Source organism: Vibrio chagasii, from assembly GCF_024347355.1.
GTDB lineage: Bacteria > Pseudomonadota > Gammaproteobacteria > Enterobacterales > Vibrionaceae > Vibrio > Vibrio chagasii.
This window is the reverse complement of the sequence record NZ_AP025465.1, coordinates 794673-813893: the sequence shown is the minus strand read 5'-3', so window position 1 is coordinate 813893 and position 19221 is coordinate 794673. Positions and strand designations below refer to the sequence as shown.

Here is a 19221-nt window from a genome sequence, read left to right as displayed (position 1 = left end):
ATCAAATAATGCGCCTGATTTCACTATCTTCATTGAAAGTTACTATTGTTGTTCTAACCGTTAGCCTACTTAGTGCCTGTGGTTTTCACCTACGTGGTGACTACTCAGTACCAGAAGAACTCAACAAGATCTCAGTAACCAGTTACGACCAATACAGTACGTTCACACGTATGATGAAAGGCCAACTGCGCATGAATGATGTTGAAATTGTGCCACCAGCTGAAAATACCCCTAACCTGCACATCATTAGTGAGAGTGTTGGTGAGCGTACTTTATCGCTATACCAAAATACTCGTGCTGCTGAGAAAGAACTTACGTTCCGCGCTTCATACCGCGTAACGATTCCAGATCTCGGTGCAAAAACCTTCTCAACCAGTGTTACCCGCAGTTACCTCGATAACCCGTTAACGGCTCTTGCAAAATCTGTTGAACGCGACATGATCGAAGATGAAATGCGCAAGCTAGCAACTAGCCAAATCCTTCGTCAGATGGCTCGCCTAAAAGCCAACATTGCCGCTGGTAGCATGAATCTAGAGTCTTTAGAAACTGTGCAAGTTAAAGAGCTTGAAAAGCAATACAACATCAAGAATGTTGAGATTGACGACGTTGAAATCGAACCAAGCACAGAACAGCAACCAGAGCTCAGCGAATCTGCTCAATAATAGGTTGATTTGATGCGTATTTTTGCTGACCGCTTACCAGAACAACTTGCTAAACAGCTGAGCAACGTTTACCTGATCTTTGGTAATGAACCACTGCTATTGCAAGAAAGCCGAGAAGCGATTCAAAAAGCGGCTAAACAACAAGGTTTCGAGGAACGTCACCGCTTTGCGATTGATAATAGTATGGACTGGAACCAAGTCTATGACTGTACTCAAGCGCTAAGCCTGTTTTCTAGCCGTCAAATCATTGAGCTTGAACTACCAGAGTCAGGCGTGAATGCCGCAATAGCCAAAGAACTGTTGGCTATCTCTGAGCATATCCACAGCGATATCTTGCTAATTCTTGTTGGCACCAAACTGACAAAAGCTCAAGAAAACGCTAAATGGTTTAAAGCACTCTCTAGCCAAGGGCATTGGGTAAGTTGCCTGACGCCTGATGTCAGCAGGCTACCTCAGTTTGTTCAAGCACGCTGTCGCCAAGTCGGATTATCGCCAGATCCTGAAGCTATTCAGATGCTGGCGCAGTGGCATGAAGGCAACCTGTTTGCACTTACACAAAGCCTCGAAAAACTGGCACTTCAGTATCCAGATGGAAAGCTAACCTTAGTACGCTTAGAAGAGTCTCTGAGCCGCCACAACCACTTTACGCCATTCCACTGGAGTGACGCCCTACTGGCAGGGAAAGGGAATCGAGCACAGAGAATCCTAAGACAACTCGAAGCTGAAGGTGTCGAACCGGTTATTCTGCTGCGAAGCGTACAACGAGAACTTGCATTGCTACTGCAAATGCAGCAACAAATGAAACTCATGCCGATCGGTCAGGTTTTCGAAAAACATCGTATCTGGCAATCGAAAAAGCCGCTTTATAACGCCGCGCTAACAAGAGTTTCAATTTCTCAATTACACTCACTGTTTGCGTTGCTGACCCAAGCAGAATTGATAACAAAAACTCAGTATGAGCAGTCGCCTTGGCCACTAATCCATCAGTTAAGCGTTGAGTTTTGTATCCCTTCAGCTTCAATACCATCTCACGCATAAAAGCGTGTTATGATCTTAGTAGAACCAAATTCAGATTTAAGGAACACCCAGTGTTACGTGAAGAACTAAAAGACTTTCTTGCAGACAAAGCTGACGACATGAAAGCAGAATCTATTGTGACCATCGATGTAGAAGGCAAATCAAGTGTGACGGATTACATGATCGTTTGTACTGGTACTTCTAAGCGCCACGTAGCTTCAATTGCTCAGCATGTTGCAGACGAAGTAAAGAAAGCCGGTCTTGAGCCACTTGGTATGGACGGCCAGCAAGAAGGTGAATGGGTTGTACTAGATATGGGTACAAGTATGCTTCACGTTATGCAAGAAGAGCATCGTGAACTGTACCAACTAGAAAAACTTTGGGGCTAAAACTTGAAGATCCAGTTAATCGCGGTTGGCACGAAAATGCCGAAGTGGGTTGAAGAAGGGTTTAACGAATATAAACGCCGCTTCCCTCACGACATGCCGTTAGAACTTGTTGAAATCACAGCAGGCAAGCGTGGTAAGAACGCTGATATCGCTCGTATCCTTCAAAAGGAAGGCGAAGCCATGTTGGCTGCGGTGCCAAAAGGCAACCGAATTGTCACTCTAGATATCCCAGGAAGAAAGTGGGACACACCACAACTTGCTGAGCAATTGGAAAGCTGGAAATTGGATGGACGTGATGTTTCTATCCTGATTGGCGGGCCTGAAGGATTAGCACCTGCATGTAAAGCGGCCGCAGACCAAAGTTGGTCTCTGTCTGCGCTTACTCTCCCTCACCCATTAGTACGCGTTATCATGGCTGAAAGCTTGTATCGAGCTTGGAGCATCACTGCTAACCACCCTTATCATCGAGAATAAGCGTTAATGTTACGTAAACGTAGCCAAATCCGTGATTACAAAGCAGAAGCACGACTATTTACTAGTCGTGCTTTTGTTGCGTTTGCAGGCATCATAGTCATGATGTCATTGTTGGTTGTTAACCTGTACAACATTCAGGTCAATCAATATCAAGACTATAAAACTCGCTCTAACGACAACCGTATTAAAGTGGTGCCAATCGCACCAAACCGTGGTTTGATTTACGATCGAAACGGTGTACTTCTTGCCGAGAACCGTCCGGTTTTCAACCTAGAAATCACCCCCGAAAAAATCAAAGATATGGACGATACACTTGTCCGTCTACAAGAGTTAATTGAGATCCCACCAGAGCGTATTGAACGATTTAACCGTGAGCGCCGTAATTCACGACGCTTTAAATCAGTACCCATTCTTAATCAGCTGACAGAATCACAGGTAGCTGTCTTCTCGGTAAATCAACACAAATTCCCAGGTGTTGAAGTTACAGGTACTTTAAAGCGCTTCTACCCGTATGGTGATGTGCTTACCCACGTTATTGGTTATGTCTCTCGTATCAACGACCGTGATATGCAGCGCTTGGTACGGGAAGAAAAAGACGCCAATTACCAAGCGACTCGTGATATAGGTAAGCTCGGTATCGAACGTTATTACGAAGATTTGCTACACGGCACAGCCGGCTATCAAGAAGTTGAAGTCAATAGCCGCGGGCGAGTTATCCGCACGCTCAAATTTGTTCCTTCTGTTCCGGGTAAAGATATTGTACTGAACCTGGATATCAACCTTCAGCTTTACGTTCATAAGCTACTCGATGGACGCCGTGGCTCAGCAGTTGTATTGGATCCAAAAGATAATGGCGTATTGGCGATGGTTTCAAGCCCGAGCTATGACCCTAATGCGTTCGTACATGGCATTTCTTCTAAAGGTTATAACGCACTACTTCAGGACAAAAATCGTCCTCTAGTAAACCGAACCACACTTGGTATCTATCCACCAGCATCAACGATCAAACCCTTCATGGCCGTTGCAGCTTTACAAGAAGGTGTCATCACACCGAATACCACACGTAACGACCCTGGCTACTGGAAGATCCCGAACTCAAAAACTCGACCATTCCGAGATTGGTTACGTTGGGGACACGGTAAAGTCGATATCGTAAAAGCCATCGAAGAGTCGGTGGACACTTTCTTCTACCAGATCGCGTATGACCTAGGTATAGACCGCATATCCAAATGGATGATGATGTTTGGATTTGGCGACTACACGGGCATCGATATCTACGAAGAAAGTAAAGCTAACATGCCAACCCGAGACTGGAAAATGGCCAGACACCGTGTGCCTTGGTACCAAGGTGACACAATCCCTGTAGGTATCGGTCAAGGCTACTGGACGGCCACACCAATGCAGATTGCAAAAGCGACCTCCGTGCTGGTCAATAAGGGCGAGGTAACAGCACCTCACCTATTGCGTGCCACAATTGAAAACGGTCACCCATTCGACGAGCAAGTTATGTCGGACATTGAAACTTACCCGCCACTAACAGGCGTTAAGAAGAAGTACTGGGATATCGCTCAAGAAGGTATGAAGCTGGCTAACCACGGTAAAAAAGGGACAGCAAGACGCTCATTTCAAAATATGTCTTACGTTACCGCAGGTAAGTCAGGTACAGCACAAGTCTTTGGTCTGAAAGAAGATGAAGAGTACAACGCCGATGAAATCGCTGAGCACCTACGTGACCACGCATTGTTTACTGGCTATGCACCGCTTGAAGACCCAGAGGCCGTTGTCACTATCGTTCTCGAAAATGCTGGCGGTGGTTCATCGAATGGCGGCCCAGTAGTAAGACGAATTCTAGACCACATTATCCTTGCAGAAGATTATCAAAGCGAGCCAATAAAATAATGAAACTTGATCCTTCAACAGGACGAAACAGAGCCTTATTTGAAAGGCTCCATATCGATCTGCCACTCTTACTCGGCATTCTAGTTTTAATGGGCTTTGCCTTATTAATCATGTACAGCGCGAGTGGACAGAGCTTAGCGATGATGGATCGCCAGGCGATGCGTATGGCACTGTCTTTGGGCGTAATGATTTTCTTAGCTCAGATATCACCACGTACCTACGAGACTCTAGCCCCAGTGCTATTCGCTGGCGGCGTTATTCTGCTATTAGGCGTACTCTTCTTTGGCGAAGCCTCTAAAGGTGCACAGCGTTGGCTGAATTTTGGTTTTGTTCGATTCCAGCCTTCAGAGCTCTTAAAGCTCGCCGTGCCTTTAATGCTGGCGAGATTTATTGGTAAGCGTTCACTACCACCGACATTCCAAACCTTAGCGATCTCGCTGGTTATGGTGTTTGTACCGACGATTTTAATCGCGAAGCAGCCCGATTTAGGCACTTCTATCCTTATCGCGGCATCGGGTATCTTCGTGATATTCCTAGCGGGTATTAGCTGGAAGATCATTGCTAGTGCTGCTGTCGCCTTAGGTGCATTTATCCCAATTTTGTGGTTCTTCTTAATGCGTGAATACCAAAAGGTACGGGTAAGAACCCTTTTTGATCCTGAATCCGATCCATTAGGTGCGGGTTACCACATCATTCAAAGTAAGATTGCGATAGGGTCAGGCGGTATATCCGGAAAAGGTTGGCTACAAGGGACTCAGTCTCAACTAGAGTTCATTCCTGAGCGCCATACTGACTTCATTTTTGCAGTTATCGCTGAAGAATGGGGCATGATAGGTATCTTGTTCTTACTGGCTATCTACCTATTCATTATTGGACGTGGTTTGTACCTCGCAAGCCAAGCGCAAACGGCCTTTGGTCGAATGATGGGCGGCAGTATTGTACTGAGCTTCTTCGTTTATATTTTTGTAAACATTGGCATGGTAAGTGGCATTCTACCGGTTGTAGGTGTACCTCTTCCTTTGGTCAGCTATGGCGGTACCTCTATGGTTACCCTAATGGCTGGTTTTGGTATTTTAATGTCGATCCACACACACAGAAAAGCATTCTCAAAGGCGACCTAATCGATGTCTATTACAACGTTTTCAAAAAAAGCATCCTTGGTTGATGAGCTGCCAGTCAAAAAAATAGTCTCAGTTCTGGGCTTAGCGATTTTAATCAATGGCTGTTCCTCGCAGAAGCCAAGTGGCCGTTACGATATCGATTCAGATATTGCACCTGATGCCCCTATTTCAGTCGAGCATTTAGAGGACGCACATCCTCAATACGAACCCTACAGCCTGGGTGGTAACAGTGACTACACCCTACGTGGCCAAGACTACAAAATCGTAAAGGAAACCGAAGGCTTCACCGAGAAAGGCAAAGCGTCTTGGTATGGCAAAAAATTTCATGGTCATTTGACATCTAACGGCGAGATTTACGACATGTATTCGATGTCGGCGGCACACAAAACATTGCCTATTCCAAGCTATGTAAAAGTCACGAATACCGACAACAACAAAACAACGATTGTGCGTATTAATGATCGTGGCCCATTCCATGAAGGGCGAATCATTGACCTCAGTTATGCTGCGGCTTACAAGCTTGATGTCTTAAGGACTGGCACCGCAAATGTTGAGATTGAAGTGATCAAAGTTGCAATGCCAACTGACGCTAAAAAGAAGGCGGCTTTGCCACAGTTTATTATTCAAGTCGCGACATCGCAACATGAAGACAGAACGGAGAAGTTAGCCAAAGATCTCAGCGAAAAGCTAGCAGTAGCAAGCTTCTTGCAGCCAAATGATGGTCAATACCGACTGATGCTTGGGCCATTTCATGACTATGCTCTGACTCAAGAGAAATTAGAACAGGTTAAGCTGATGGGTTACCCTTCTGCTTATATCAAGAAACACACGCTAACTCGCTAATTAATCTGACAGTAACCTCTGGTAATCAGCGCTCTGGTGTGACAGAGTGATTCTGGTAAGATATGAATAGTTCACCAAATAATTGCATTCAAAATGATTAAATCTAATAAACTTGTTAAAACGATTTTTGCTACTTCTGTTGCGCTTTCAGCAACAATAGCTACATCGTCATTCGCTGCTCCAATTGTTGTTCCTGATGCACCACAAATCGCCGCTAAAGGTTTTGTTCTGATGGATTACCATTCAGGCAAAGTACTAGCAGAGAAAGAGATGAATACTCAACTTTCTCCAGCAAGTTTAACCAAGATGATGACGAGCTACGTAATCGGTCAAGAACTTGAGCGTGGTAACATCAACCTAAACGACGATGTTGTAATCAGTGAAAATGCTTGGGCTAAAAACTTCCCAGACTCATCTAAAATGTTCGTTGAAGTTGGCACAACGGTTAAAGTTGAAGAACTGAACCGCGGTATCATCATTCAATCAGGTAACGATGCTTGTGTAGCAATGGCTGAGCACATTGCTGGCTCAGAAGACGCATTCGTTGACCTAATGAACGCATGGGCAAGCTCTATCGGCATGAAAGACACGCACTTTGCTAACGTGCACGGTCTAGACAACCCGAACCTATACTCAACGCCTTACGATATGGCACTGCTTGGTCAGGCGCTAATTCGTGACGTTCCTGATGAGTACCGTATCTACTCACAGAAAAAATTCACATACAACGGCATCACCCAATACAACCGTAATGGTCTGTTGTGGGACAAGAGCATGAACGTTGATGGCATTAAAACAGGCCACACAAGCAATGCAGGTTACAGCCTAGTAAGCTCAGCAACAGAAGGCAAAATGCGCCTAGTTGCGGTTGTGATGGGTACTAAGAATGCAAACGCTCGTAAAACAGAAAGCAAAAAGCTGCTTAGCTACGGCTTCCGCTTCTTCGAAACAGTAGCACCACACACTGCTGGTGAAACTTTCGTAGAAGAAAAAATCTGGATGGGTAGCAAAGATACGGTAGCGCTAGGTGTTGATGAAGATACTTTCGTCACTCTGCCTCGCGGCCAAGCTAAAGACCTTAAAGCAAGCTTTGTACTTGAGAAAGAGCTAGAAGCGCCAATCAGCAAAGGTGATGTTGTTGGTAAACTTTTCTACCAAGTTGATGGTGAAGATGTTGCGGAATACCCACTACTAGCACTTGAAGACGTAGAGCAAGGCAGCCTATTTAGCCGCCTATGGGATTACCTAGTACTGCTATTCAAAGGCTTGTTCTAAGTAAGTCCAAGGTTTTGTTCTAAACAAAAACTAAGCTTGCTAGAAAGCTAACCTAATGAGTAAGTTCATGATTTACTCTTTAGCGAAACAAAAGCCGCCATGTGCGGCTTTTGTTGATCTTGAGTTCAGTGATATTTACACGTAATATTCCGCCTTATTACTCGAGTCTACTGACCGAACACGCTTTTTATCGACTTCCGCCAATTTGCGAGAGTCTAGCCTTTTGGAGCTAATCATGAACATCAATTCTGATGCAAAACTAAAAGACCTCTTAGAGTTCCCTTGTTCATTCACTTACAAAGTAATGGGCCACGCTAAGCCAGAACTGACTGAACTAGTGCTAGAAGTGATCCAGCGTCATGCTCCTGGTGACTACAGCCCAACACTAAAACCAAGTGCAAAGGGTAACTACCACTCTGTTTCTATCAACATCACTGCGACTTCAATTGAGCAGGTGGAAACGCTATACAAAGAACTAGGCGAGATCGAAATCGTTCGTATGGTCCTGTAACCTCGATTACGCATGAAAAACAGCGGCTTAATGCCGCTGTTTTTGTTTATAGCACCCTATTACGGTCAAATTCATTCAACTTAATTTTAAATAAATACAAAGAAAGTTGAAAAACCTTGCAGTCCATCTGTAGTTAGAATCATGTTTCGCGTTTATAATGCGTTCACTTTATTAATCCTTGAGGGAGTGCCGCTTTGCAAAATAAGCTAATCGTAAAAAAATTAGGCCGTCAGGATTACGAACCTGTATGGAAAGCCATGCATAAGTTCACAGACGAACGCACAGAAGAAGACGTAGACCAAGTGTGGTTGGTTGAACACAACCCTGTCTTCACTCAAGGACAAGCAGGCAAAGCTGAGCATGTATTAAATGCTGGCGATATCCCTGTGATACAAAGCGATCGCGGTGGCCAAGTGACTTATCACGGCCCAGGTCAGTTAGTTGCGTACTTTCTGATTAACATCCGCCGCAAGAAGTTCGGAGTGCGCGATTTGGTTACTCATATCGAGAACCTCGTAATCAACACTCTGAAAGCTTACAATATAGATTCAGCTGCCCGACCTGACGCTCCTGGTGTTTATGTCGATGGCAAGAAAATCTGTTCACTCGGATTACGAATTCGACGTGGCTGCTCATTCCATGGGCTAGCACTAAACGTTGATATGGACCTGTCCCCATTCCAACGCATTAACCCATGCGGCTACCAAGGTATGGAAATGGCACAAGTAAGCCAGCTAGGCGGACCAAGTGAATTAGAGAACGTTGAGCAACAGTTAATACAAGAGCTCGTAGAGCTGCTCGGCTATGACCAAGTAGACATTCAAGCCACCAGTAACATTACAGCAGAAGCATAAAATCATGAGCAAACCAATCCAAATGGAAAAAGGCGTTAAATATCGTGACGCTGACAAAATGGCATTAATTCCCGTAAAGAATATGCCTGCTGAACAGAAAGAAGTACTACGTAAGCCAGAATGGATGAAGATTAAACTTCCTTCAGACAGCCATCGTATCCAAGAAATCAAATCAGCAATGCGCAAAAATAACCTGCACTCAGTTTGTGAAGAAGCGTCTTGCCCTAACCTAGCCGAGTGTTTCAACCACGGTACGGCAACGTTTATGATTCTTGGCGCTATCTGTACTCGTCGCTGCCCGTTCTGTGATGTTGCCCATGGTCGTCCTGTTGCTCCTGAAGCAGAAGAGCCGAAGAAACTGGCGAAGACAATTCAAGACATGAAACTGAAGTATGTAGTAATCACTTCAGTTGACCGTGATGACTTGCGTGACGGTGGTGCTAAGCACTTTGCAGACTGTAACCGTGAGATCCGCGAGCTAAACCCAAACATTCGTATCGAAACGCTGGTTCCAGACTTCCGCGGTCGTATGGACGTCGCACTAGAGCTACTGAAAGACAATCCGCCAGATGTTTTCAACCACAACCTAGAGACAGCGCCACGCCTGTACCGTAAAGCGCGTCCAGGTGCGAACTACAAGTGGTCTCTTGATCTACTGAAGAAGTTCAAAGAGCAGCACCCAGACATCCCAACAAAGTCTGGCGTTATGATGGGCCTTGGTGAAACCAAAGAAGAGATCATTCAAGTATTGAAAGACCTTCGTGAGCACGGCGTAACTATGCTGACTCTTGGTCAATACCTAGCACCAAGCCGTCACCACTTACCAGTAGAGCGCTACGTGCCGCCGTCAGAGTTCGACGAGCTAAAAGAGATTGCTCTAGAGCTAGGCTTCACTCACGCAGCATGTGGTCCGTTTGTACGTTCTTCTTACCATGCAGACTTGCAAGCACAAGGTATGGAAATTAAGTAAGCGATTACTTATCTCCTCAGTTTCAAAGGCGCATCCCCTCGTGGATGCGCCTTTTTCTTATCAACAAACCGTAATGTTCCCATTCAGATACAACAAAGCCGCTCTACGAGAGCGGCTTTGTTAAATTCAGGTCTAGACGATAGACAAGCAAATAATAATGGCGAATTAACCGAAAGAAGCCCAGATTACCGTTGCCACTAAGATTGGGCACACGAACTTCACATACATCGGCCAAACCTTACCAAACCAACCAAGCTGAAAATCAGGACAGCCTTGCTCAAGCTCTTTCACTTTTGACGCTCGGCTCCACACCCACCCACCAAACAGGCAGAACATCAATGCAGCAATTGGTTGCAGGTACTGTGTCGCTATCATCGCCACCATGCCAAACATCGCAGCAAAGTTGTAGACAATTACCACACTGAACAGTGCGATTGCACCACCAATCACCCAACTTGTTGGCGTTCTTCTGGTATTGAAGCGCTCACTCACTAGCGCTACCGGACCTTCTAGCATTGAGATAGAAGACGTCAACGCAGCAATGGTTAGCAATAAGAAGAAAACAATCGCGAAGATCTGACCAAGCATACCTAAACTATCAAACATCAAAGGCAGAACCGTGAACACTAGCGTGTCAGAGCTTAACAGCGAACCATCTTCTGCATAGATTTGAACGCCTTTTTGCATCGCAACAAACATCGCAGGCATAACCACTAAACCGGCAATAAAAGCCACTGCGGTATCAACTAGCGTCACGTTCATCGCCATTTTTGGCAGGTTTTCTTTCTTACTTAAGTAAGATCCATAAACCAACATTGAACAGCCACCAATCGTTAGCGAGAAGAAGCCTTGTCCCATCGCTGCTAGAATTAGCTTTCTATCCCGCACCTTTTCAAAATCAGGCACTAGGTAATGCTTCAAGCCTTCTATTGCGCCAGCTTGAGTCATGATATATACGAACAATAAACCGAACAAAACAAACAGTGCTGGCATTAAACGCGTCGACCACTTCTCGATACCTTGTTTAACACCGCCCTGTACAATAAGAATGGTCAGTACGTAGAACGCTACAGTACCAAATACATTACGCTCAACGCTGAAGCCTTTAAACCAATCAGCAGCAGCCTCTAGCCCAATAAGATCAGCGACAGCACCAATTAGGAAGCAGATTAACCAACCACCAACAATGCTGTAAAACGCCAGTACGGCACTTGGGACACTTAATCCAATCCAACCAACAAACTCACCGACTTTTTTGCCTAGCGGATTAGCCGTTAGTGAACGCATACTATCAACTGGGTTGGCTTGACCATGACGACCAATCGCCATTTCAACCACCAGCATAGGGAACGCAACCACGAAAATCATGATGAGGTAAACAAGTAGAAAGGCACCACCGCCATTACTCGCTACCTGAGTTGGAAAACCCCAAATGTTACCCAAGCCAACAGCAGCACCAGCCGCAGCTAAAATAAAGCCTAAACGAGAACTAAACAGCTCTCTTGAAGAGGAAGATTGTTGGTCCATATTGCTCGCACAAAGAATCAGTGAACTAGTTGAGAAGTACAGTAATAAAAAGCAATGATAGACACAACCAATAAATGAACAATTCTCTAATTTTTACAATCAATGCGCTATTTAGAACCACAAAATTAACAAAATTCCAGTTCAATAATTCTACAAATATAGACACCAAAGGATCATCAACAGAGTCAGACCACAAAATTGACACTTATCATTGGGGGAACAATACAAACAAAAAGAGCACCAACTGGTGCTCTTGCTATTCATCATTAGACTCGAATTAAATCGTGAATACTTGATAATCTTTTAAGTTTGGAATGATTTCATGCAGTTCTTGCTCTTGTTCTGCCATCTCATCAAGAGAGTCACAGAACTCTGCGCTTTCTTCTTCCATCTGCTTGGCGTGCTGCTTCATTCGCTCTTCAACTTTCAGCTTGAGTTCAGCCATGCTGTCTGTCAATTCCGTCAGGTTGAGTCCGCCTTCTTGCTTCATCTTCTCTGACATGGCATTAAAAGCACTAGAGATAAACTCTTGGTTAAAAATCTCTTTAGCTTTTTCGAAGTCTTCAGACCAACCATTGGCCATCGACTCAAAGCTGTCTGCAGGCAAAACCAATTCACCGTCTTTGTAGTAGCGGGCCTCTAGGTCTGCGAAAAACGTTTTCATCGACTCTTTTACGTTATCAAACGATTCTGGAGAGTCTAAACTAACAGCAATATCATCAATTACATCATTGGCTAATGCGAGACTTTCGCTTGCCATCTGCTTAGCTCGTGGTATGTACTCACTCATACTCTCACGATATTTTTCAATCGCCGCTTGTTGGTCAGCATCAAGCTCAACTTTCTCGCCATGAATATAGAGATTATTATTATCATCGAACACGGCGGTATCACCATTTACCTGATGAATTTCGACTTTTTGGTCATCGATTCGCAACTCATTCTTCAAATCAACTCGACATTGAGCCGCAAATGTTGGCAGGCTCACAACAGAGATCGCCGCTGTTAACGATGCAATTAATACACTGTTTTTCATAAATACATTGCTTTTCATAACATCCTCTCATCAATCTGCCAGATTACTATACCCCGAGTTTATGCTTCTTTGTCAGGGCAAGGTTTTATATCAATTTACCCGGGGCTCAATCAATAGAAACCACTTCGTAACAAAACGGTTTATCAGCGACGCTAAACTCAATCTCGTCGCCGACTTCTTTCCCCATAAGCGCCCGACCAAAAGGCGCATTCGCAGTCACAATAGATACCTCATTACCATTCCAGGTAACAGACAGCCCACCGACTCTTGGCCCCATGAAAAAATGCTTATATTGATCATGATCGTCAATCACCACAACGTAGCTACTCACTGTTACCTTCTCACTGTCACGTAAAACTAGGTTTCGGTAACACTGAATATCCTCTTCGCACTCTTGTACCCTAACCGCTTGTCCGTGAGCAAGGTACGAGGCTTCCAGCGCCAACGTGTCGTACTTGTGTTCAGGAACTGTCTCTTCATCAGTCGCAGCATCAATGGCACGCTGTGTAGCGGACTGCGCGATACGTACTCGAGATTCAAGTTGCTCTAAGATTATTTGGCGGAGCTCAGACTTATTCATACTATTGGGGTGCTTTTCTATAGGAGCTACAGAATAGAATTAGGTACAATCAGGTGCAAGAGATTTGATACCTCAAGCGACGCTATCGTCAATCAGCGCTCGCTTTAGCATCAAGACAACACTTATTAATTCAGGTAGAACACAAATGATTGAGCAGAAGCTAAAACAAGTATTCGGATTCGATTCACTGAGAAACGGACAGAAGCAAGTCATTGATAATGTTCTATCTGGTCACTCGACAGCGGCAATATTCCCGACAGGTTCGGGGAAATCACTCTGTTATCAGCTACCCGCTTTAGAGTTGCCCCACCTTACCTTGGTGATATCACCACTGCTCGCCTTGATGAAAGACCAACTCGCTTTCCTACACAGCAAAGGCATCAGCGCGGCTGCAATCGAATCAAGCCAAGACAGGCAAACCACCCAGCAAGTAATGCAATCCGTACGCAGCGGAGACACAAAGATCCTGATGATCTCAGTCGAGCGACTGAAGAACGAACGCTTTCGCCAGTTTATTTCACAAGTGCCTATCTCGTTGCTTGTGGTCGATGAAGCACACTGTATTTCTGAATGGGGCCACAACTTCAGACCAGACTACCTCAAGCTGCCTCAATATCAAAAGCAGCTTAACATTCCTCAGGTACTGCTGCTCACAGCGACAGCCACAACATCTGTTATTCAAGATATGAAGTCTAAGTTCGATATCGATGAAGATCGTGTTGTGGTGACAGGCTTCTATCGTAAAAACCTCGACTTATCTATTCAGCCATGTGAACAAGCTAACAAGTTAGAAAGCTTGTGTAATGTGGTCAACCAAGCAGCGCAAGCACCCACCATTGTCTATGTTACTCTGCAGCAAACGGCAGAGATGGTTGCTCAACAACTCCGTAATGCCGGGGTTAACTCTGTGGCTTATCACGCCGGTCTTAAACCAGAAAATAGAGATGCTATTCAACAGCAATTCATGAATGATGACGTGCACTGTATTGTGGCAACGATTGCATTTGGCATGGGCGTGGACAAATCAAATATCCGCCGAGTGATTCATTTTGACTTACCTAAATCGATAGAGAACTACTCCCAAGAGATAGGAAGAGCTGGCCGTGATGGACAAACTTCTGAGTGTATCTTACTGGCCAATAAACACGGCTTGAGCACGCTTGAGAACTTCGTGTTTGGCGATACGCCGGACAACATATCCATCCAAGCAGTATTGAGAGAGATCTACGAAAACCAAAATATTGGGCCGTCTAGCGCTAATCAATGGGAAATCATGCTTAACCAGCTTTCGCGTGAATCGAACATTCGTCAGCTGCCACTCAAAACGTTACTGGTTTACCTTGAAATTGAAGGCGTCATTGAGCCTAAATACAGCTACTTCGCTGACTATAAATTTAAGTTCATTCGCCCTAAACAGCAGATAACCGAACAGTTCCAAGGTGAGCGTCGTAGCTTCGTGGAAGCGATCTTCCAGTGTTCTCCGCAAGCGAGAGTTTGGTGCCAGGTCGACTTCGAAGCTCTTTGGACTCACTTCCAAGCTGATCGTCAACGCGTGATTGCCGCTATCGATTACTTTAACGAGCAAGGCTGGATTGAGTTGGAAAGTAAACAGATCACCGATGTTTATGCGATCCACAATACTTCTGAAGAGATAATGCAGTTATCTGAGCGACTTACAGAGTTGTTTAAAGCAAAAGAGAACAGCGAGATAAATCGTCTCAATCAAATGCTGAGCTTCTTTGAGGCTGACACGTGCCTAAGCTCTCGCCTAGCAAGCTACTTTGCAGACAACGAAGCGCCAAAAGCCTGCGGTCACTGCTCTGTATGCCGCGGTCAAGTAGCAACCTTACCAAGCGTTGATGTTGAATCGGTCGATGATGAGACAGTCATGACATGGATTCATGAGTTTATTTCTGCAAGCCAGCAACTGATTACCGACGAAGCCATCACTCGTTTTCTCTGTGGAATCGCCACCCCACTTTCGACCAAGCTTAAAGCAAGCAAAATGGCTGGCTACGGAAAGTTAGAGCAACAACCTTTCGCCGACACCTTAGCGCGCGTAAAACAGCTTCCAAGATAACTCTAAACGATAAAAACCGACTATGCCGCAAAGCGAAGTCGGTTTTTATGAAAAGCACTCGCCAATCTCTGTCTTTAGAAAAAGCTCAGCTGACGCATTTGGTCTTTGGGCTGCAACATCACACTCAAACCCAGTAAGCGTATCTCTCGCCCTTGCTGCCTTTTGAGTATTTCACTTAACAGCTCTTTGAAGTGCTCGCGGTCTAGAGAAGCATGAATGTGCTCAATAGTGGTTTGTTGGAAATCAGCGAATTTGAGCTTAATACCCTGTTTGATGATCGCTTTGCTTGGGCTCGCCTTTTCCAATCGAGTTTCAAGTTCAGGAAACAGCTTGTCTTCTATCACTTGCCAACACTCGGCGTAAGTCGATATGTTTTGGGTAAAGGTTCTTTCAACCCCAACAGACTTTCGCTCACGCTCGACAATGACTTCTCGCTCATCGATACCATGGCTGCGCTTCCACAGCGAGGCGCCCTGGCGACCAAATTTCAGTAATAGATCGCGATAATCAGACTCTTTTATATCCTTGCAGGTAAAAAAGCCCGCTTGGTGAAGCTTTTCAATGCTCACCTTGCCAACACCGGGGATCTTTTCAAGTGGTAGTTCATCGATCACCGCTTGCACGTCTTGTGGAGGGATAACGAATTGCCCGTTAGGCTTATTCATATCCGAAGCCACTTTCGCCAAAAACTTTATAGGAGCAATACCGGCAGACGCCGTTAGATTAAGTTCATTCCAAATATCACGACGAATCGACTCTGCTATTAACGTTGCCGAGCCATGACACTGCTTTGAGTCGGTCACATCAAGAAATGCTTCATCCAACGACAACGGTTCGATCACCGAAGTATATCGAGAGAAAATCTCACGGATCTTTTTAGAGATCTCGACATAAACCGACATTCTTCCCGGCACAACTAACAAGTTAGGACAGAGTTGTAGCGCTTTAGCTGTCGGCATGGCCGAACGAACACCAAACTTACGCGCTTCATAATTGCATGTGCTGAGCACACCACGCTGCTTTTCATGCCCGCCTACGGCTAACGGTCGATTACGGTAAGCCGGGTTATCTCGCATTTCTACAGCCGCGTAAAAACAGTCCATATCGACATGGATTATTTTTCTCACTTTCTCTTGGTCCGCACTACACATCAACCAGTAATTCAACCTTACAACTGTATCTATGAACAGTATAATGGATAATTGTTGGTTTTAAAATGATCTAGAGTCCAGCTCAACAGGTTTAGCTTCAATCGCCACCTACTCTTCTGATAGTATTGTTAGGAGTATTTAGTCTATAAGTAGGGATAGCTTTTGAGTGAAAAAATACTAGTAGTAGAGGACAGTCGCGCATTCAGAAACTACCTTTACCAGCAATTTAAAAACGATGGTTATGAAGTTGCGCTCGCAGAATCTGTGGCTGAAGCCAAAGCTATCTTAGAGCAAGGGACGGATTTCTTGTGCGCCGTGCTCGACTACTGCCTACCTGACGGCCAAGATGGTGAGATCATTGATTTAGTGCTCGGCTATCAGCAAAAAATCATCGTGCTTACCGGCATGTTCAACAACACCCTACGAGAACAAGTTCTGGCTAAAGGTGTGTTGGATTACATCCTCAAAGACAGCATGTCATCGGTCAGTTACTTGCTACCGCTTGTAAAACGAATCTCGAATAATCGACACCATAAAGCTCTGGTTGTTGATGATTCTGCTGTGGTTCGCCGATATGTCGTTCAACTTCTTGAACACCAATATATTCAAACCGTTCAGGCAGAAGATGGAGAGCAAGCGCTCGCACTGCTGCAAAACGATCCTGATATCACCGTTGTGGTCACTGACCACGATATGCCAAATAAAGACGGTATTTCGATGACTCGTGACATTCGAGTGCAGCACGACCGTAACCAACTCGCTATCCTTGGCTTATCAGGCAGTGATGACCGCACCATGACCGCTCGTTTCCTTAAAGCTGGCGCCAATGATTTCCTCTATAAGCCCTTTAATCAAGAAGAATTCTTCTGTCGAATTCATCAACTCCTCGATATGAAAGAAGCGACGAGTGAGCTGTTTCGTCACGCTAACGAGGATGCCCTTACTGGCCTATGGAACCGTCGTTATTTATTTAATCAGACGTGTAAAGGTTGTGAAGAGCGCAATATTGCCATGATGGATATCGACTTCTTTAAGAAAGTGAATGATACCTATGGTCACGATGGTGGTGATGCGGTGTTGATTGAAGTTGGAAAAATTATCAAGCAACACTTTAAAGATGACTTACCCGTTCGTTTTGGCGGAGAAGAATTTTGCATTCAATCTTGCGGCCCATTTGAACAGTTTGTGGAAGAGTTGGAATCCATGAGAGATGCAATTGAAAGTCACCAAGTGATGCATGATTCACAAATCATTAAAGTGACCATGAGCATTGGGGTAACCGATCAAATGGGCTCTTTAGATGAACAGATTAAAGCCGCCGACGAACTGCTTTATACCGCTAAAGAACAAGGTCGAAACCAGCTAGTGTGCGCTCGCAATAATCTTCAGTTAGTTAACGAGTAGCTGAACCTTTCTAAGCATGAATCCAATTAGCGAAAAACAAAAAAAGCCCAAGGCACATACCTTGGGCTTCTGTTCTTGGAAAGCTTAATTCGCTCCCAATCAATATCGCTGATTAAGCAATACGATCTTTATTCCAAGCAGCTTCTTTTTGCTGACGCTCGGCCAGTTTCTCTTCGCGGTAAGCTTCACGAGCTTCACGCTTTTTACGCGCATCACAAGGTTCTGGGCAGTTACATACTTTATCAATACCAACTGCACCTAAGCCACCACAGCTACCTTTAACTACTTTCTTTTGAATGATGTAGCCAATAGACATTGCTGTAATCACAGCTAGAAAAACACCAAATGTAATCAGAAATGTATTCATAATTTTCTCGCTTACCTTATTTACCTAAGTATGGCTTAAATGCTTCAGAAGCAACTTCTTTAAAGCCATCTGCTGTTTTTACCACCATGAACACTGGGATGTTATGTTGGTTTGCGACTTCCATTCCTTTCTCTTCACCTAAGACCATAAGGCCTGTAGATAAACCGTCTGCAGTCATTGAAGACGAGTTTAAAACTGTTACAGAAACCACTTTATGGTGAAGAGGCTTTCCTGTTTCAGGGTTGATGATGTGTGAGTAACGAACACCATCACGTTCAAAATAGTTACGGTAATCACCAGAGGTTGCGATAGCCATATCACCCGGCTCGATGATCTCTTGGATATTACGCTCGTCAACGCTTGGTTTCTCAATCGCGATACGCCAGCCCACGTTCTCACGGTTTAAACCTTTCAGACGAATTTCGCCACCGACTTCAACCATATAGTTGTGAATACCGATAGAATCAAGGTAGTCAGCGACGACATCAACGCCCCAACCTTTTGCAATCGTGGATAGATCGACATACAGGTTAGGTAGGTCTTTCTTCAACATATTACCTTCAACGCTAAGGTGATGAATACCAATCTTAGCCTTACGAGCCGCCAGCTCTTCATCTGATGGCACAACTTCAGGGCGAGCTTCAGGACCAAAGCCCCATAAGTTAACTAATGGACCAACCGTTACATCCAGTGCTCCTTCAGTAAGACCGTTCAAACGAATCGCTTCTTTCACAACCGTCGCTGTTTGCTCAGACACTTCGAATGCGTCAGCACCTTTGTATTGGTTAAAGCGGCTCAACTCTGAATCTTCACGGTACGTCGACATCTGGTCGTTTACTTCTTCAAGTAGACGATCGATTTCAGTATGAACTTCATTAGACTCAGGAAATTCATCACTGTTGATGTATTTAATATTGTAACTCGTGCCCATCGTTGGGCCACTCAAATGCACTTGCTCTCTTGACTGCTCACAGCCCGCAAGAAAAATCAAAGAAGTTAATGCAACAAGCCAAATTCTCACTTGCTTACTCCTGTCTAATGTTGAGGATTTATATAAGGAA

Annotated in this window: 19 protein-coding genes; 13 read left to right on the top strand and 6 right to left on the bottom strand. The window is 44.8% G+C overall.

The features are described from left to right. The first annotated feature begins 8 nt into the window (after positions 1-8). The 11 genes from OCV52_RS03620 to lipA all read left to right on the top strand — a co-directional run bounded on the left by OCV52_RS03620 (position 9) and on the right by lipA (position 10015). Positions 9-662 (top strand): LPS-assembly lipoprotein LptE, encoded by a 654-nt coding sequence (locus tag OCV52_RS03620; RefSeq protein WP_137407349.1) that lies wholly within the window; start codon positions 9-11, stop codon positions 660-662. 12 nt (positions 663-674) lie between these two features. Beyond that, positions 675-1700 (top strand): DNA polymerase III subunit delta, encoded by a 1026-nt coding sequence (gene holA, locus OCV52_RS03615; RefSeq protein ID WP_137407350.1) that lies wholly within the window; start codon positions 675-677, stop codon positions 1698-1700. Between the two features lie 50 nt (positions 1701-1750). Continuing rightward, positions 1751-2068: a ribosome silencing factor gene (gene rsfS, locus OCV52_RS03610; RefSeq protein ID WP_008224165.1), complete on the top strand. Its 318-nt coding sequence runs from the start codon at positions 1751-1753 to the stop codon at positions 2066-2068. A gap of 3 nt (positions 2069-2071) precedes the next feature. Continuing rightward, complete coding sequence (gene rlmH / locus OCV52_RS03605; protein WP_004737638.1) at positions 2072-2542, top strand: 23S rRNA (pseudouridine(1915)-N(3))-methyltransferase RlmH; 471 nt, start codon at positions 2072-2074, stop codon at positions 2540-2542. Between the two features lie 6 nt (positions 2543-2548). Next, the gene (mrdA, locus tag OCV52_RS03600) at positions 2549-4441 is read left to right on the top strand and encodes a penicillin-binding protein 2 (RefSeq protein ID WP_105059130.1); all 1893 of its coding nucleotides are present in this window, start codon (positions 2549-2551) and stop codon (positions 4439-4441) included. After that, entirely contained in the window at positions 4441-5562 is a 1122-nt protein-coding gene (gene rodA / locus OCV52_RS03595; RefSeq protein WP_105059129.1) for a rod shape-determining protein RodA, read from the top strand. Before mrdA ends, rodA begins: the two co-directional genes overlap by 1 nt. Positions 5563-5565: 3 nt before the next feature. Then, the gene (locus OCV52_RS03590; RefSeq protein WP_137407351.1) at positions 5566-6405 is read left to right on the top strand and encodes a septal ring lytic transglycosylase RlpA family protein; all 840 of its coding nucleotides are present in this window, start codon (positions 5566-5568) and stop codon (positions 6403-6405) included. Positions 6406-6498: 93 nt separating this feature from the next. After that, positions 6499-7680: a serine hydrolase gene (locus OCV52_RS03585; protein WP_081090352.1), complete on the top strand. Its 1182-nt coding sequence runs from the start codon at positions 6499-6501 to the stop codon at positions 7678-7680. 232 nt (positions 7681-7912) lie between these two features. Then, entirely contained in the window at positions 7913-8191 is a 279-nt protein-coding gene (gene ybeD / locus OCV52_RS03580) for a DUF493 family protein YbeD (protein ID WP_026084358.1), read from the top strand. 194 nt (positions 8192-8385) lie between these two features. Then, the gene (lipB, locus tag OCV52_RS03575; protein WP_137407352.1) at positions 8386-9045 is read left to right on the top strand and encodes a lipoyl(octanoyl) transferase LipB; all 660 of its coding nucleotides are present in this window, start codon (positions 8386-8388) and stop codon (positions 9043-9045) included. A 4-nt stretch (positions 9046-9049) separates the two neighbouring features. Further along, positions 9050-10015: a lipoyl synthase gene (gene lipA / locus OCV52_RS03570; protein WP_004737631.1), complete on the top strand. Its 966-nt coding sequence runs from the start codon at positions 9050-9052 to the stop codon at positions 10013-10015. A gap of 165 nt (positions 10016-10180) precedes the next feature. Here the strand turns inward: lipA and OCV52_RS03565 are convergent, their stop codons facing one another. From OCV52_RS03565 to OCV52_RS03555, 3 genes are all read right to left on the bottom strand, one after another. Next, the gene (locus tag OCV52_RS03565; RefSeq protein ID WP_137407353.1) at positions 10181-11542 is read right to left on the bottom strand and encodes a sodium-dependent transporter; all 1362 of its coding nucleotides are present in this window, start codon (positions 11540-11542) and stop codon (positions 10181-10183) included. Positions 11543-11819: 277 nt separating this feature from the next. Further along, complete coding sequence (locus OCV52_RS03560) at positions 11820-12596, bottom strand: YggN family protein (protein ID WP_102425976.1); 777 nt, start codon at positions 12594-12596, stop codon at positions 11820-11822. A gap of 88 nt (positions 12597-12684) precedes the next feature. Next, a complete protein-coding gene (locus OCV52_RS03555; protein WP_137407354.1) occupies positions 12685-13158 on the bottom strand; it encodes a GreA/GreB family elongation factor in 474 nt (157 codons plus the stop codon). 145 nt (positions 13159-13303) lie between these two features. Between OCV52_RS03555 and OCV52_RS03550 the strand changes: the two genes are divergently transcribed. After that, the gene (locus tag OCV52_RS03550) at positions 13304-15238 is read left to right on the top strand and encodes a RecQ family ATP-dependent DNA helicase (RefSeq protein WP_137407355.1); all 1935 of its coding nucleotides are present in this window, start codon (positions 13304-13306) and stop codon (positions 15236-15238) included. Between the two features lie 74 nt (positions 15239-15312). Here the strand turns inward: OCV52_RS03550 and dinB are convergent, their stop codons facing one another. Continuing rightward, complete coding sequence (dinB, locus tag OCV52_RS03545) at positions 15313-16389, bottom strand: DNA polymerase IV (RefSeq protein WP_105024448.1); 1077 nt, start codon at positions 16387-16389, stop codon at positions 15313-15315. A 162-nt stretch (positions 16390-16551) separates the two neighbouring features. Here dinB and OCV52_RS03540 point away from each other — a divergent pair, with 162 nt between their 5' ends. Next, positions 16552-17793 carry a diguanylate cyclase gene (locus OCV52_RS03540; RefSeq protein ID WP_137407356.1) on the top strand — a complete coding sequence of 414 codons (1242 nt, stop codon included), beginning with the start codon at positions 16552-16554 and terminating at the stop codon, positions 17791-17793. 112 nt (positions 17794-17905) lie between these two features. Here the strand turns inward: OCV52_RS03540 and nqrM are convergent, their stop codons facing one another. Both nqrM and OCV52_RS03530 read right to left on the bottom strand, forming a co-directional pair. After that, positions 17906-18160, bottom strand: a complete 255-nt coding sequence (gene nqrM / locus OCV52_RS03535) for a (Na+)-NQR maturation NqrM (RefSeq protein WP_004737624.1) — start codon at positions 18158-18160, stop codon at positions 17906-17908. A 16-nt stretch (positions 18161-18176) separates the two neighbouring features. Beyond that, positions 18177-19181 carry an FAD:protein FMN transferase gene (locus OCV52_RS03530; protein WP_102424961.1) on the bottom strand — a complete coding sequence of 335 codons (1005 nt, stop codon included), beginning with the start codon at positions 19179-19181 and terminating at the stop codon, positions 18177-18179. Positions 19182-19221: the final 40 nt, after the last annotated feature.